Origin of the sequence: Micromonospora foliorum (assembly GCF_022229015.1) — a bacterium.
GTDB classification, from domain to species: domain Bacteria; phylum Actinomycetota; class Actinomycetes; order Mycobacteriales; family Micromonosporaceae; genus Micromonospora; species Micromonospora foliorum.
This window is the reverse complement of the sequence record NZ_JAKKFF010000287.1, coordinates 1-13,933: the sequence shown is the minus strand read 5'-3', so window position 1 is coordinate 13,933 and position 13,933 is coordinate 1. Positions and strand designations below refer to the sequence as shown.

Below are 13,933 nucleotides of genomic sequence, written 5' to 3'. Positions count from 1 at the left end.
CCGGCGGCGCGGTCGGCAGCACCGACGGCACCTTGTCGTACCCGTCGAGGCGGACCACCTCCTCGACCAGGTCGGCCGGGTCGGTCAGGTCGGGCCGCCAGGTCGGCGGGGTGACGCTCAGCACCGTCCCGACGCCGCTGGCCACGCCGACCGCGCCCGGGTCCTCGGACAACCGGTCCGCGCCCTGCGCGACCGTGCAGCCAACCCGCTCCAGCAGGGCGACCACCCGCGCCGGCGGGTACTCGACGCCGACCCGCCGGGTCGGCAGGTCCGCCGGAAGGCTGATCGGGGTACGCGGTCGAACGTGGTCGATGTCCAGGATCTCCGCGCTCGGCGTGCCTCCGCCGTGCTCGGTGAGCAGCCGCACGGCACGCTCCAGCGCGACCAGCGCCACGGCCGGGTCGACGCCCCGCTCCCAGCGCTTCGCGGCCTCGCTGAACAGCTTGTGCCGGCGGGCGGTGCGCCCGACCATCGCCGGGTCCCAGTGCGCCGCCTCGAAGAGCACGGTGGTGGTGCCGGCGACGACCTCGCTGGTCTCGCCGCCCATTACTGCGGCGAGGGAGATCGGCCCGGTGTCATCGCAGATCACCATGTCGTCGGCGGTGAGCACCCGGTTGACGCCGTCGAGGGTGGTCAGCTTCTCCCCCGCCTCGGCGCGGCGGACCACCAGCGGCCCGGCGATCCGGTCGGCGTCGAAGGCGTGCATCGGCTGGCCCAGCTCCACCATCACGTAGTTGGTGATGTCGACGGGCAGCGAGATGCTGCGGATGCCGGCGGTGACGAGCCGCTGCTGCATCCAGGACGGCGTGGGCGCGGTCGGGTCGACCCCGCGCACCAGCCGGGCCGTGAACCGGTCGCAGCCGACCGTGTCGCGGACCTCCACCGGGTACGCCGGCGTGTCGGTGCCGCCCGGAGCCGGCGCCATGGCCGGGTCGCGCAGCGGCACGTCGAACGCGTGCGACAGCTCCCGGGCCAGGCCGCGCAGACTCAGCGCGTACCCCCGGTCGGGGGTGATCTCCAGATCGAGCACGACGTCGTCGAGGCCGACCACCGGGCGCGCGTCGTCGCCCGGCTTGGCCGTCACGTCCGGCCCCAGCACGATGATGCCGGAGTGGTCGTCGCCCAGGCCCAGCTCCTTGGCCGAGCAGATCATGCCCGCCGAGTTGTGCCCGTACGTCTTGCGGGCGCCGATGGCGAAGCCGCCGGGCAGCACACCGCCGGGCAGGATCACCACCACCCGGTCGCCCGGGGCGAAGTTACGCGCCCCGCAGACGATCTCCTGCGGTTCGCCGGTGCCGTTGGCGGCACCCACGTCGACCCGGCAGAACCGGATCGGCTTCTTGAAGCCGGTGAGCTCCTCGATCTCGCGGACCTCACCGACGACCAGTTGGCCGGTGACGGTCTCGGCCAGGTCCACCACGGACTCGACCTCGATGCCGAGGTTGACCAGGGCCTGCTCCAGGTCACCGGTGGGCAGGTCGGCGGGGAGGTCGACGTACTCCCGCAGCCAACTGACAGAAACTCGCATGACTTCAGACCACCGTTCCCGTGTCTCGTACCCGCATCGCCTACGCCCCGGTCCCGAGCGCGCGGCTGAACCGCACGTCGCCCTCGAAGAGATGGCGGATGTCGCTGACCCCGTGCCGGACCATCAGGGTCCGGTCGATGCCCATGCCGAAGGCGAACCCGGAGTAGACGTCCGGGTCGACGCCGCAGGCGCGCAGCACCCGCGGGTTGACCATGCCGCAGCCACCCCACTCCACCCACTGCGGGCCGTCACGGTGCTCCGGGAACCACACGTCGAACTCCGCCGACGGCTCGGTGAACGGGAAGTAGTGCGGCCGCCACCGGGTCTTCGCCTCCGGGCCGAACATCGCCCGGGCGAAGTGGTCCAGCGTGCCCCGCAGGTGCGCCATCGTGATGCCCTTGTCGACCACCAGGCCCTCAGCCTGGTGGAACACCGGGCTGTGGGTGGCGTCGATCTCGTCGGTGCGGTAGACGCGACCCGGCACGATCACGTAGATCGGCGGCTTGCGGCTGAGCATCGTACGGGTCTGCACCGTCGAGGTGTGCGTACGCAGCACAAGGCCGGAGCCCTCCGGTGCGATGTGGAAGGTGTCCATCAACCCGCGCGCCGGGTGGTCGGCGGGGATGTTCAACGCGTCGAAGTTGACCCACTCCAGGTCGACCTCGGGGCCCTCGGCCACCTCGTAGCCCATCCCCACGAAGAGGTCGCTTATCGACTCCATCAGGGTGCTCAACGGGTGCCGGGCGCCACGCGGACGCCGGTCGTAGGGCAGGGTGACGTCCACCCGCTCCTCGACCAGCATCCGCTCGGCCTGCTCGCGCTCCAGCACCTCGGCGCGGTCGGCGTACGCGGTCTCGATCGCCCGGCGGGCCTCGTTGACCCGCTTGCCGGCGTCGGACTTCGCGGCCGGCGGCAGCGCGCCGATCTCCCGGCGGGCCAGCGAGACCGGTGACCGGTCACCCAGGTGCACCGAGCGCAGCGCGGTCAGCGCGTCCGGGTCGGTCGCCGCGGTGAACGCCTTCGTGGCGTCCGCGACGGCCTCGTCCAGGGCGGCGGGGTCGAGCAGGGCGACCTGCTTCGGGTCGTACGGATCGTTGCGGTAGCTCATGGCGTACGGGCACTCCCTCACGGCGGCGCCAGCCCTCACCGGGGCGGCTAAGCGAGTCTACGGACGCGCGGCTGCGCCGCAGCCCGCCGGTAGGAGTTGCGCAGGGAGCAGGTCAGGCCCGCCGCCCGCCGACACCGGCGGGCTGGCTAAACGAACGCCGTGTCGCGTTCATGGACGGACGCTCTCCCCTGCTGTCAGTCGCGCGGAGACGGTCATCCTCAGCGCTGTGCTCTCGCTGAAGCGTACAGGCAGACCGCGGCGGCGGCAGCCAGGTTGAGGCTCTCCGCGCGCCCGTACAGCGGCACCCGCACCCGGGCGTCGGCGGCGGCGGTCAACTCCTCGGGCAGGCCGTGCGCCTCGGAGCCGAACAGCCAGGCGGTGGGCCCGACGAGCCGACCGTAGTCGGTCAGGTCGTCCAGGTCGCTGTCGCCGTACCCCGTGGTGGCGAAGATCGACAGCCCGGCGGCGCGCAGCGCGTCGACCACCGCGACCGGGTCGGCGGCGCGCACCACGTCGACGTGGAAGAGGCTGCCGGCCGAGGCCCGCACACACTTGCCGTTGTACGGGTCGACGGCGTCCCCGGCGAAGACCACCGCACCCGCACCGGCCGCGTCGGCGGTGCGCAACACCGTGCCGGCGTTGCCCGGGTCGCGGATCTCGGCGAGCACCGCCACCAGCCGGGGCGCACCCGCGAGCGCCTGTTCCAGCGACACGTCCAGGTGCCGGCAGACGGCCACCAGCCCCTGCGGGGCGACGGTCTCGGCCAGCGCGGCGATGGCGTCGTCGGTCACCTCGGAGACCGGCACGTCGGCGCGGGCCGCCGTGGCGGCCAACTCCGGATACCTGTCGAGCGCGGTGGTCGTACCGAACAGCTCGGTGACCACCCCCGGCCGCGCGAGGGCCTCGCGGACCGCCTGCGGGCCCTCGGCCAGGAAACGGCCGGTGGCGTCGCGGTCCCGGCGGCGTTGCAGGCGGCGGGCGGCGACAACCCTGGGGGTACGCGGGGTGAAGGCCATGGTGTGCGTTCCTCCGACACGATTGAGGCGCCCCCCGGACGGCGGTGCCGACACGGGAGACGCCTCGCTCTGGTGCGTGGGGATCAGGCGGCCTGAGCCGCCGCGCCGCCGGTGCCCTCGGCCGTAACCGCGGCCCGGGCCAGCTCGACGATCGCCGCGAAGGAGGCGGCGTCGTTGACAGCCATGTCGGCCAGGATCTTGCGGTCGACCTCGATGCCGGCCAGACGCAGGCCCTGGATCAGACGGTTGTAGGTCATCCCGTTGGCCCGGGCGCCCGCGTTGATCCGCTGAATCCACAGCTGCCGGAAGTCGCCCTTGCGGTCGCGACGGTCCCGGTAGGCGTACTGCATCGAGTGCAGCACCTGCTCCTTGGCCTTGCGGTACAGGCGGGAGCGCTGACCGCGGTAACCACTCGCGGACTCCAGCAGGGTACGACGCTTCTTCTGGGCGTTTACAGCCCGCTTGACGCGTGCCATCTCAACTCCTAATTACGTAAAGGTGGCGCGCGTCAGCGGCCGAGCAGCTTCTTGATGCGCTTGACGTCGGCCTTGGCCAGCACGACCGTGCCGGTCAGCCGGCGGGTCTGGGTGGAGGGCTTCTTCTCCAGGTTGTGGCGGAGGCCGGCCTGCTGGGCAACGATCTTGCCCTTGCCGGTCACCTTGACCCGCTTACCCATACCCGTGTGGCTCTTCATCTTCGGCATGTGGAACGTCTTCTCCCCTGTTACTCGCTGCTGGTGTCGGCGGCGAGGCCGGTGTCACCGGCTGCTGCGGTCTCGCTGACCGCCGCGGTCTCATCGGCTTCCGGAGCGGCGGACTCGTCCGCTGCCCGGTCCCGAGGTCCGCCGCGAGACGCCGTGGCGGCGACCGCGGAGGCCTTGACGGCCCGATGCGGGGCGAGAACCATGATCATGTTCCGACCGTCCTGCTTCGGCGCGGCCTCGACGTATCCCAGTTCCGTGATCTCGGACTCGAGCCGGCGCAGGAGCCGGTAACCCAGCTCCGGGCGGCTCTGCTCGCGACCGCGGAACATGATCGTCACCTTGACCTTGTCGCCCGCCTTGAGGAACCGCACCACGTGACCCTTTTTGGTCTCGTAGTCGTGCGGGTCGATCTTCGGCCGAAGCTTCATTTCCTTGATGACGGTCTGCTGCTGATTACGCCGCGCTTCGCGCGCCTTCAGTGCGCTCTCATACTTGAACTTGCCGAAGTCCATGAGCTTGCACACCGGCGGGCGCGCCATCGGCGCAACCTCGACCAGGTCCAGATCGACGTCCGCGGCCAGCTGAAGAGCGCGCTCCAGCGGGACGATGCCCACCTGCTCACCCTCTGGGCCGACCAGTCGGACCTCACGTGCCCGGATCTGCTCGTTCACGCGTGGTTCGACGCTGATGGGGCCTCCTCGAGTCGTTTCTGCTCTGTTGCCGACCCCTGCGGCTCCCAGGAGGGAACCGACCCGAAAAGCAGAAGGCCCCGGCGCATGCCAGGGCCCGCTCGACCGGTCAGCACGACCACAAGGATCGCGCATCCGGCACCGGGACATGCCCGGAACCGGTGACCGGACCCGGCCACCGTAGCGGTGACTCGGGTGGGAGCAGGCGCTCCGCTTTCAAGGCTGTCTGCTCGCACGCGGAGACAGCCTGGTCGACTCGATAACACTACACCGGCGCTCCGGCCACCCCCAAACCGGGCACCACCTGCGGCCAGGCACCGGTGTGGCCGGCCATCGCGCCGCACCGTCGCGCCGCCCTGCCGCCGCTTCGTCGCCGACCTGTCACCGCTTCAAGATCCGCGCGCTCTCTCGGTAACTGCTGCCTCAAGGTGCCGGGAGGCAGCAGTTACAGGGGAGTTGTCGAGATCTTGGCGACGGGGCACGGCCGGGCGGGCGACGCGGGGTCGGCCGTGGGCGGGGTCGGCGAGGGGCAATGCGGCCGCAGGCCGGCAGTGGCGATTCCGCCGCCAGCTGGCGGTGGCAGGGTGGCGGTTTCGCCGCAGGCCGGTGGTGGGCGATTCCGGCGCAGGCTGGCGATGAGCGGTTTCGCTGGGTCAGCGGCCGACGGCGCGTTCGGCGAGGCGGGCCTGGTGTGCCTCGTGCAGCCGGCGCAGCGCGCGGACCCCGTCGACGGCCAACTCCTTGTCGGCGGCCTGCAACGCGACCATCGGCAGCAGGTCGTCGTCGTGCAACTCCAGGCTGGCCCACGGCGCGCCCCGGTCGAAGCGGACGCCCCGGACAACCTCCCAGGGCAGCTCGTAGGAGCTGATGACGTTACGCACCCGGATGCCCCGCGCGTCCGCCTCCACCCGTGGACGGGTGAACAGCAGGAAGCCCAGCGCCCCGAAGATGCCCAGGCCGATCATGGCGATCTGGTCGCCGCGCTGGAAGCTGCCGTAACCATCGCCGGTCGGGCCACTCAGCGACGTGGCGACCAGACCGAACACCACCACCAGGGCAGCCGCCGCCGACCAGCAGACCACGCGGATGCGGCGGGGCTTCAGGCGGACCAGTTCGGTTTCACTCACCCCACCAGTCTGCCACCCGCACTAGCCCATCGAACGCACCACCCGCCGAGCCATCACCCCGAGCCCACCCCGGTCCGGGGTCCGGGCCCGGTCCGGGGTCCGGGCCCGGTCCGGGGTCCGGGCCCGGTCCGGGGTCCGAGGTCCGAGGTCCGAGGTCCAGGGCCGGTCCGAGGTCCAGGGCCGGTCCGAGGTCCAGGGCCGGTTCGGGGCCCAGGGCCGGTCCGGGGCCCGGGGCCACGCCACCGCCCACTGCCACTGGTGCCCGCCGAGCGCCCACCGGCCACCAGCCACGTCAAGATCGTGCTCGATCCAGGATCTAGTGGCCTCCGTCGAGGTCGAGGCCACTACTTCAATGATCGAGCGCGATCTTGCCGATCCGGGTGCGGCTGTCGGACGCCCACGCCCCCGCCTCAAGCCCAAGCCCAGCCCAAGCCCAGGCTCCGGACAAGATCCACTCGACATCAATGAAACGGGGGTGTCCCTGGCGTGCGGACGCCCCCATTTCAAGGAACCCGAGTTGATCAAGCGCCGGGGCCGCACCGCAGACGCGGGCGGGAACGGGAACGGGAACGGTCAGAGGCGGCAGGCGTGGATGTTGGTGACGAGGATGGCGCGGGCGCCCAGCTCGTACAGCTCGTCCATGATGCGGTGCACGTCGTCGCGGAGCACCATTGCCTGCACCGCCACCCAGCCCTCACGGTGCAGCGGCGAGACGGTGGGCGACTCGATGCCCGGGGTGAGCCCGCTGGCCCGGTCCAGCAGTCCGGCCGGCACGTCGTAGGCGAGCATCACGTAGCGGCGGGCCACCAGCACACCGTGCAGGCGGCGCAGCAACTGCTCGGCCTGGGGTTGAGCGGGCGCGCCGGCGCGCCGGACCAGCACCGCCGACGAGCGCAGCAGCGGCTCACCGAAGACCACCAGGCCCGCCTGGCGCAGGGTCGCGCCGGTCTCCACCACGTCCGCGATCACGTCGGCGACGCCGAGGCGTACGGCGTTCTCCACGGCGCCGTCGAGGCGGATCACGTCGGCCTTGACGCCCACCTCGCCGAGGTGCCGCTCGACCAGCCCGGGGTACGCGGTGGCGATCCGGTGACCGCCCAACTCCTGGACGGAGGCGATGTCGTCGGGGCGGGCGGCGAAGCGGAAGGTGGCCCGGCCGAAGGCGAGGTCGACGACCTCCTCGGCCGGCGCGGCCGAGTCGATCAGCAGGTCCCGGCCGGTGATGCCGAGGTCGAGGTCACCGGAGCCGACGTAGGTGGCGATGTCCTTGGGGCGCAGGTAGAAGAATTCGACGTCGTTGGCCTCGTCACGGCAGACGAGGTCCTTGGGGTCGGTGCGCTGGCGGTAGCCCGCCTCGCGCAGCATCTGGGCGGCCGGTTCGGCCAGGGTGCCCTTGTTGGGAATGGCGACACGCAGCATGACGGAGTGCTCCTTCGATCCGGATGGCGATCAACGGGGGTGGGGGCACTCACAGATGTCGGTAGACGTCCTTGAGTTCGAGACCACTGGCGAGCATCAGCACCTGGACCTGGTAGAGCAGCTGGGAGATCTCCTCGGCGGTGCGCTCCGGCCCCTCGTGCTCGGCGGCCATCCACGACTCGGCCGCCTCCTCGACGACCTTCTTGCCGATGAAGTGCACGCCCTTGTCCAGCGCGGCGACGGTGCCCGAGCCCGGGGTGCCGGCGGCGGCCTTGGCCTGCAGCTCGGCGAACAACTCCTCGAACGTCTTCACGGGAAACGATTCTTCCAGCCACCCGGGCGGCGTCCCGCGTCCGGGTCCGCCAAAATCCAGCAAGCGGACAATTTCCTACCAACATGGTGGGACAATTGTCGATCGATGCTCATGGAGCTCTACGCTGTCCGCCATGGCCAGCAGCTCACGTCTCCTCGCGCTCACCCTCGCCGGCGCCGCCGCCGTAGCCACCGCCGGGTGCGCGCCACAGGACGAGAAACCCACCCCCACTGTCACCGCGGCGCCGTCCTGCGCCAAGGACAGCCTGCCCACGCGTACGCCGGGCAAGCTGACCATCGCCACCGACCAGCCCGCGTACGAGCCGTGGTTCTCCGACGACAAGCCGGACAGCGGCGAGGGCTTCGAATCCGCCGTCGCGTACGCGGTGGCCGAGAAGCTCGGCTACGCCCGCGCCGACGTCACCTGGACCCGGGTCAAGTTCGACACCGCTATCGCGCCGGGGCCGAAGGACTTCGACTTCGACATCAACCAGTTCTCCATCACCGAGGAGCGCAAGCGGGCGGTCGACTTCTCCGCGCCGTACTACCTGGTGCGCCAGACCGTCATCGCGTTGAAGTCGTCGAAGATCGCCGGCCGGAAGTCACTGGCCGAGCTGCGCGACGCCCGGCTCGGCGCGCAGGTCGGCACCACCAGCTACCAGGCGATCACCGACGTGATCAAGCCAACCGCGAAGCCGCAGGTCTACAACAGTAATGACGACGCCAAGAAGGCGCTGCAGAACGGGCAGCTGGACGGTCTCGTGGTGGATCTCCCGACCGCCTTCTACATCACCGGCGCGGAGATCACCGACGCGACGATCGTCGGGCAGGTGCCGCAGGTCGGCACGCCCGAGGCGTTCGGGTTGCTGCTGGACAAGAACTCTCCACTGACCTCCTGCGTGAGCGGGGCAGTCGGTCAACTCACCACGGCCGGCACGCTGAAGGAGCTGGAGCAGAAGTGGCTCGCGCAGGTGGCGGGCGCGGCCGAGCTGCGGTGACGCTTCTGGATCATGTGCCGTCCGAGGCGCAGCTGCGGCGGTCGGCGTACCGGCGACGGCAGACCGTCTACAGCGTGCTGGTCGCGGCGTTCTCGACGGCGGCGCTCGGCACGCTGCTGGTGATCGCGGTGACCGGGGCGCCGGGCTGGGACCGGGTCCGCCGGTCGTTCCTGGATCCGGAGATCGCCCGCGACGCGCTGCCGACGGTGCTGAGCGGGCTCTGGCTCAACGTACGGCTGCTGGTCTGCTGTGCGGTCGGCGCGCTGCTGCTCGGGCTGCTGGTCGCCGTGCTGCGGACGCTGCGCGGGCCGGTCTTCTTCCCGGTCCGCGCGCTGGCCGCCGGCTACACCTACACCTTCCGCGGCCTACCGCTGATCATCGTGCTCTACCTGCTCACCCTCGGCGTGCCGGGGCTGCGGTTGCAGGGCATGCCGCCGGTGCTGGTGCTGGGTGGGATCGCGTTGGTCCTGACCTACGGCGGCTACCTCGCCGAGGTGTTCCGGGCCGGCATCGAGTCGGTGCACCCCAGCCAGCTCGCGGCGGCCCGCTCGTTGGGCCTGTCCTACCGGCAGACGATGCGGCACGTGGTCCTGCCGCAGGCCGTCCGCCGGGTGGCGCCGCCCCTGCTCAACGACGTGGTGGCGTTGCAGAAGGACGTCGGGCTGGTCTCCCTCGCCGGGCCCATCGACGCGGTCCGCGCCGCCCAGATCGCCACCGCCCAGACCTTCAACTACACGCCGTACGTCGTGGCGGGGGTGCTCTTCGTGTTGCTCGCGATCCCGCTGATCGCGGTCACCGACTGGGTGACGCTGCGCGCGGCCCGAAGACAGTCAGGGGGCTGAACCGTGGCGTTGTTGCGCTGTCGGGGTCTGCGCAAGGAGTTCGGCGGGCACGTCGTGCTCGACCAGCTCGACCTGACCGTCGCCGAGCACCAGGTGGTGGCCCTGATCGGCGCGTCCGGGTCCGGCAAGTCGACCCTGCTGCGTTGCGTCAACCTGCTTGACGAACTCGACGACGGCACCATCGAGTTGGACGGGGTGGACATCTCCGATCCCCGGGTGGACCCGGACCAGGTCCGGCGGCGGATCGGCATGGTGTTCCAGGCGTACAACCTCTTTCCGCACCTGAGCGTGCTGGACAACATCACCCTCGCGCCGCGCCGGGTACACCGGCGGGGCCGGGCGGAGGCCGAGGCACAGGCCCGGGAGTTGCTCGACCGGGTGGGGCTGGGCGCCAAGGCGGACGCCTACCCGGACCGGCTCTCCGGCGGGCAGCAGCAGCGGGTGGCGATCGTCCGGGCGCTGGCCAACTCACCTCGACTGATGCTGCTCGACGAGGTCACCTCCGCGCTGGACCCGGAACTCGTCGGTGAGGTGCTGGCGATGATCCGCGACCTGAAGGCCGACGGCATGACCATGGTGCTGGCGACCCACGAGATGGGCTTCGCCCGGGAGGTCGCCGACGAGGTGTGCTTCCTCGACGCCGGCCGGGTCGTCGAGAGTGGCCCGCCCGAGCAGGTGCTCGGCGAGCCGACACAGCCTCGTACCCGGCAGTTCCTGCGCCGGATCATCGAGGCCGGCCGGCTCTGAAGGCGGACCTTCAGAGCCGGCCGAGGCGCCAGAGCCGGCAGAGGCGTCAGCCGCCGAAACCGACCCGTTGGGCGTTGCCCGCCGCCACGGTCCGCACGGCCAGCGCTGCGTCGAGGGCCGCGACGGTGGCGGACCAGCCCTTGTCCTCCGCCGAGCCGGGCAGACCGGCGCGGTCCCGGGCCTGCTCGATGGTCTCCACGGTCAACACGCCGTGCGCCACCGGCTTACCCTCGTCCAGCGCCACCCGGGTCAGCCCGTCGGTGACCGAGCGGCAGACGTAGTCGAAGTGGGCGGTGGCCCCGCGGACCACCACGCCGAGGGCGACCACCACGTCGCAGCGGCGGGCGAGGGCCTGCGCGACCACCGGCAGCTCGACCGAGCCGGCGACCCGGGCGACCACGGAACGAGCGCCGCACGCCTCGGCGGCGGCCACCGCACGCTCCAGCATGTGGTCGGTCAGCTCGCCGTGCCAGCGGGCGGCAACGACCCCGACGGTCAGCCCCGCGGCGTCGACCGCCTCGACTCCCGGCTCACCGAAACCCGCCATCGTCATGCTCCGATCTCGTCGTTGGCGACCGGACGCCCCAGCGGCGCCTCGGACACCTCGTCCAACTCGTCCAGCAGGTGACCCATCCGGTCCCGCTTGGTGCGCAGGTAGCGCATGTTCTCCGGGTGCGCGCCCACCGGCAGCCCCTCGCGGCCGGTGATGGTCAACCCGTACCCCTCCAGCCCGGCCCGCTTGGCCGGGTTGTTGGTCAGCAGCCGCATCGACCGCACGCCCAGGTCGTAGAGGATCTGCGCGCCGGTGCCGTAGTCGCGGGCGTCGGCCGGCAGACCCAGGTCGAGGTTGGCGTCGACGGTGTCGCGGCCCAGGTCCTGCAACTGGTACGCCTGCAGCTTGTGCAGCAGCCCGATGCCGCGCCCCTCATGCCCACGGACGTAGAGCACCACGCCCCGGCCCTCCTGCCCGACCCGAGCGAGCGCGGCTTCCAGCTGCGGCCCACAGTCGCAGCGCAGCGAGCCGAACACGTCCCCGGTCAGGCACTCGGAGTGCACCCGGACCAGCACGTCCTGCCCGTCACCGAGGTCACCCAGCACCATCGCGATGTGCTCGGCCGGGTCGTGCTCGGCGCGGTAGCCGAGCGCCCGGAACACTCCGTGCTTCGTCGGCATCCGGGCGTCGGCGACCAGCTCGACCTGCTTCTCGGTACGCCGCCGGTAGGCGATCAGGTCGGCGATGGTGACCAGCGTGAGACCGTGCTCGGCGGAGAACTTCTCCAGGTCCGGCAGGCGCATCATGGTGCCGTCGTCGTTGACCAGCTCGCAGAGCACGCCGGCGGGACGCAGCCCGGCCAGCCGGGTCAGGTCGATCCCCGCCTCGGTGTGCCCCGGCCGGCGCAGCACCCCGCCCTCGCGGGCGCGCAGCGGCACCACGTGCCCGGGGCGGGCCAGGTCGGTCGGGTCGGTCGCCGCGTCGGCGAGCAGCCGGCTGGTGTGCGCGCGGTCGGCCGCCGAGATGCCGGTACTGACGCCCTCGCGGGCGTCCACGGTCACCGTGTACGCGGTGCCGCGCCGGTCCTGGTTGGTGTGGTGCATCGGCGGCAGGTCGAGCCGGTCGGCTTCGCTCTCGGTCAGCGCCACGCAGACGTAACCGGAGGTGTAGCGCACCATGAACGCCATCAGCTCCGGCGTGGCCAACTCGGCCGCGAAGATCAGGTCGCCCTCGTTCTCCCGGTCCGCGTCGTCGACCACGACGACCGGCCGCCCGGCCGCGATGTCCGCGATCGCCTGCTCGATGTCCCCAAAGCTGGTCATGCGACAGCCTCCGTGTAGATGGGCGTACGGACGGCCGCCGGTCGGGCGGCCCGCGAGGTGCGCCACCAGGCAACGAAGCCCCAGACGCAGAGGGCGCCGTAGATCAGGTACATGACGGCCGACGGGTAGAACCCGCCGCGCAGCAGCAGCGGCACCCCGACCGCGTCCACCGCGATCCAGAGCAGCCAGAACTCCACCCACCCGCGGGCCATGCCGTACGTGGCCAGCAGGCTGCCGGTGAGGATCCAGGCGTCGGGCAGCGGGCCCCACGAGCCCAGCGCCTTGAGCAGCGGGTACGCCGCGGCGGTGCCGATCACGGCGGCCACCAGCAGCATCAGTCGCTCCCGTCCGGTGGCCCAGCGTGGGACGACGGCCGCCTGCCCGGCGTCGGCGCGACGGTTGCGCTGCCAGCGCCACCAGCCGTAGACGCTGACCGCGAAGAAGAACACCTGCCGGCCGGCCTGCCCGTACAGGTCGTGCTCCTGCGGGGTGGCGAACACCCCGCCGAGGAAGACGGTGAGCAGCAGCGCGTTACCGATCATGCCGACCGGCCACGCCCAGACCAGCCGACGCAGCCCGAGCAGCGCCGAGACCAGCCCGAACGCGTTGCCGACGATCTCCCGGGCCAGCACCGGCGAGCCGGCGACCTGCACCTGGGCGTCCAGCAGCCAACTGAGCGGGCCCATCAGGCCACCCCGCCCGGGTTCGCGCTCGCCCCGCGAGCGTCGGCGTCGGTGAGCCGGTCGCCGAGTAGCCGCTCGACGTACTTGGCCAACACGTCCACCTCCAGGTTGACCGGGTCGCCGACGCCCTTCGCGCCGAGCGTGGTCAGCTTGAGCGTGGTCGGGATCAGCCCGACGGCGAACTCGTCCGCGCCGACGGCGGCCACGGTCAACGAGACACCGTCGATGGTGATCGAGCCCTTCTCCACCACGTACCGGGACAGGGCGGCGGGCAGTCGGAACCGGACGGTCTCCCACTGCTCGGCCGGCTCCCGGGAGATCAGTTCACCCACGCCGTCGACGTGGCCCTGCACCAGGTGCCCGCCGAGCCGGCTACCGAGCGCGGCGGCCCGCTCCAGGTTGACCGGGTCGCCGGGGCGCAGCGCGCCGAGCGCGGAGCGGCGTAGCGTCTCGCCCATCACGTCGGCGGTGAAGACCCCGTCGGCCACCTCCACGACGGTCAGGCAGACACCGTTGACGGCGATCGAGTCGCCGTGTCGGGCGTCGGACGTGACCAGCGGGCCGCGAACGCCGAGCAGCGCCGAATCGCCCGCCGTCGGCGCGACCCGGATGATCTCGCCCAATTCCTCGATAATGCCAGTGAACATGTCAGCCCTCCCGTTTACGGGGCAAAGCGGTGATCCGGAGATCCGGACCGATCTGCGTAACGTCGACGAACTCCAGATCGATTGCCTCGGCGATGGTGGTCACTCCCGCGTCGACCAGAGCGGTCGGGCCGGCGCCGAGCAACCGCGGCGCGACGTACCCGACGATCTTGTCGACGAGGCCGGCTTGCAGGAACGCGCCGGCCAGCCGGGGGCCGCCCTCCAGCAGCACCGCGCGGACCCCACGCTGGTGCAGCGCCGCGAGCAGCGCCGGCAGGTCGACCCGGCCGTCCGGGCCGGCG

General features: G+C 71.6%; 18 protein-coding genes. 3 read left to right on the top strand and 15 right to left on the bottom strand.

Going from position 1 to position 13,933, the window contains the following annotated elements:
• The 10 genes from pheT to PSH25_RS21080 all read right to left on the bottom strand — a co-directional run.
• Positions 1-1,528, bottom strand: a 1,528-nt coding sequence (gene pheT, locus PSH25_RS21125) for a phenylalanine--tRNA ligase subunit beta (protein WP_238660726.1), incomplete at its 3' end; no start/stop codon positions are given.
• A gap of 40 nt (positions 1,529-1,568) precedes the next feature.
• A complete protein-coding gene (gene pheS, locus PSH25_RS21120) occupies positions 1,569-2,636 on the bottom strand; it encodes a phenylalanine--tRNA ligase subunit alpha (protein WP_238660725.1) in 1,068 nt (355 codons plus the stop codon).
• Positions 2,637-2,854: 218 nt separating this feature from the next.
• The gene (locus tag PSH25_RS21115) at positions 2,855-3,652 is read right to left on the bottom strand and encodes a TrmH family RNA methyltransferase (RefSeq protein ID WP_274527746.1); all 798 of its coding nucleotides are present in this window, start codon (positions 3,650-3,652) and stop codon (positions 2,855-2,857) included.
• A gap of 83 nt (positions 3,653-3,735) precedes the next feature.
• A complete protein-coding gene (gene rplT / locus PSH25_RS21110; protein WP_030488429.1) occupies positions 3,736-4,128 on the bottom strand; it encodes a 50S ribosomal protein L20 in 393 nt (130 codons plus the stop codon).
• Between the two features lie 32 nt (positions 4,129-4,160).
• Positions 4,161-4,355, bottom strand: a complete 195-nt coding sequence (gene rpmI / locus PSH25_RS21105; protein ID WP_007458415.1) for a 50S ribosomal protein L35 — start codon at positions 4,353-4,355, stop codon at positions 4,161-4,163.
• Positions 4,356-4,375: 20 nt separating this feature from the next.
• The gene (infC, locus tag PSH25_RS21100; RefSeq protein WP_030488427.1) at positions 4,376-5,026 is read right to left on the bottom strand and encodes a translation initiation factor IF-3; all 651 of its coding nucleotides are present in this window, start codon (positions 5,024-5,026) and stop codon (positions 4,376-4,378) included.
• Positions 5,027-5,697: 671 nt separating this feature from the next.
• On the bottom strand, positions 5,698-6,171 hold the full coding sequence (locus PSH25_RS21095; protein WP_181539405.1) for a PH domain-containing protein: 474 nt from the start codon (positions 6,169-6,171) through the stop codon (positions 5,698-5,700).
• Positions 6,172-6,192: 21 nt separating this feature from the next.
• On the bottom strand, positions 6,193-6,462 hold the full coding sequence (locus PSH25_RS21090) for a hypothetical protein (protein ID WP_238660723.1): 270 nt from the start codon (positions 6,460-6,462) through the stop codon (positions 6,193-6,195).
• A gap of 282 nt (positions 6,463-6,744) precedes the next feature.
• Positions 6,745-7,590 (bottom strand): ATP phosphoribosyltransferase, encoded by an 846-nt coding sequence (hisG, locus tag PSH25_RS21085; protein WP_030488425.1) that lies wholly within the window; start codon positions 7,588-7,590, stop codon positions 6,745-6,747.
• A gap of 49 nt (positions 7,591-7,639) precedes the next feature.
• Positions 7,640-7,903, bottom strand: a complete 264-nt coding sequence (locus tag PSH25_RS21080) for a phosphoribosyl-ATP diphosphatase (RefSeq protein ID WP_030335709.1) — start codon at positions 7,901-7,903, stop codon at positions 7,640-7,642.
• A 133-nt stretch (positions 7,904-8,036) separates the two neighbouring features.
• Here PSH25_RS21080 and PSH25_RS21075 point away from each other — a divergent pair, with 133 nt between their 5' ends.
• Genes PSH25_RS21075 through PSH25_RS21065 form a run of 3 tightly spaced genes read left to right on the top strand, consistent with a single transcriptional unit; the run spans position 8,037 to position 10,489 of the window.
• Positions 8,037-8,900, top strand: a complete 864-nt coding sequence (locus PSH25_RS21075) for an ABC transporter substrate-binding protein (protein WP_238660722.1) — start codon at positions 8,037-8,039, stop codon at positions 8,898-8,900.
• Positions 8,897-9,742, top strand: coding sequence for an amino acid ABC transporter permease (locus PSH25_RS21070; RefSeq protein WP_238660721.1), 846 nt, complete (start codon positions 8,897-8,899; stop codon positions 9,740-9,742). The genes PSH25_RS21075 and PSH25_RS21070 overlap by 4 nt, the downstream gene beginning before the upstream one ends.
• A gap of 3 nt (positions 9,743-9,745) precedes the next feature.
• Positions 9,746-10,489, top strand: a complete 744-nt coding sequence (locus PSH25_RS21065; RefSeq protein WP_308193710.1) for an amino acid ABC transporter ATP-binding protein — start codon at positions 9,746-9,748, stop codon at positions 10,487-10,489.
• 46 nt (positions 10,490-10,535) lie between these two features.
• Here PSH25_RS21065 and ribH read toward each other — a convergent pair whose 3' ends face one another.
• The 5 genes from ribH to PSH25_RS21040 form a co-directional block, all read right to left on the bottom strand.
• The gene (gene ribH, locus PSH25_RS21060) at positions 10,536-11,036 is read right to left on the bottom strand and encodes a 6,7-dimethyl-8-ribityllumazine synthase (protein ID WP_238660727.1); all 501 of its coding nucleotides are present in this window, start codon (positions 11,034-11,036) and stop codon (positions 10,536-10,538) included.
• 2 nt (positions 11,037-11,038) lie between these two features.
• Positions 11,039-12,304 carry a bifunctional 3,4-dihydroxy-2-butanone-4-phosphate synthase/GTP cyclohydrolase II gene (locus tag PSH25_RS21055; RefSeq protein ID WP_238660720.1) on the bottom strand — a complete coding sequence of 422 codons (1,266 nt, stop codon included), beginning with the start codon at positions 12,302-12,304 and terminating at the stop codon, positions 11,039-11,041.
• Positions 12,301-12,990 carry a nicotinamide riboside transporter PnuC gene (gene pnuC / locus PSH25_RS21050; protein WP_238660719.1) on the bottom strand — a complete coding sequence of 230 codons (690 nt, stop codon included), beginning with the start codon at positions 12,988-12,990 and terminating at the stop codon, positions 12,301-12,303. Before pnuC ends, PSH25_RS21055 begins: the two co-directional genes overlap by 4 nt.
• A complete protein-coding gene (locus PSH25_RS21045) occupies positions 12,990-13,634 on the bottom strand; it encodes a riboflavin synthase (protein WP_238660718.1) in 645 nt (214 codons plus the stop codon). Before PSH25_RS21045 ends, pnuC begins: the two co-directional genes overlap by 1 nt.
• Position 13,635: 1 nt before the next feature.
• Positions 13,636-13,933 (bottom strand): RibD family protein (locus tag PSH25_RS21040; RefSeq protein ID WP_238660717.1); only part of this gene is annotated, 298 nt, incomplete at its 5' end.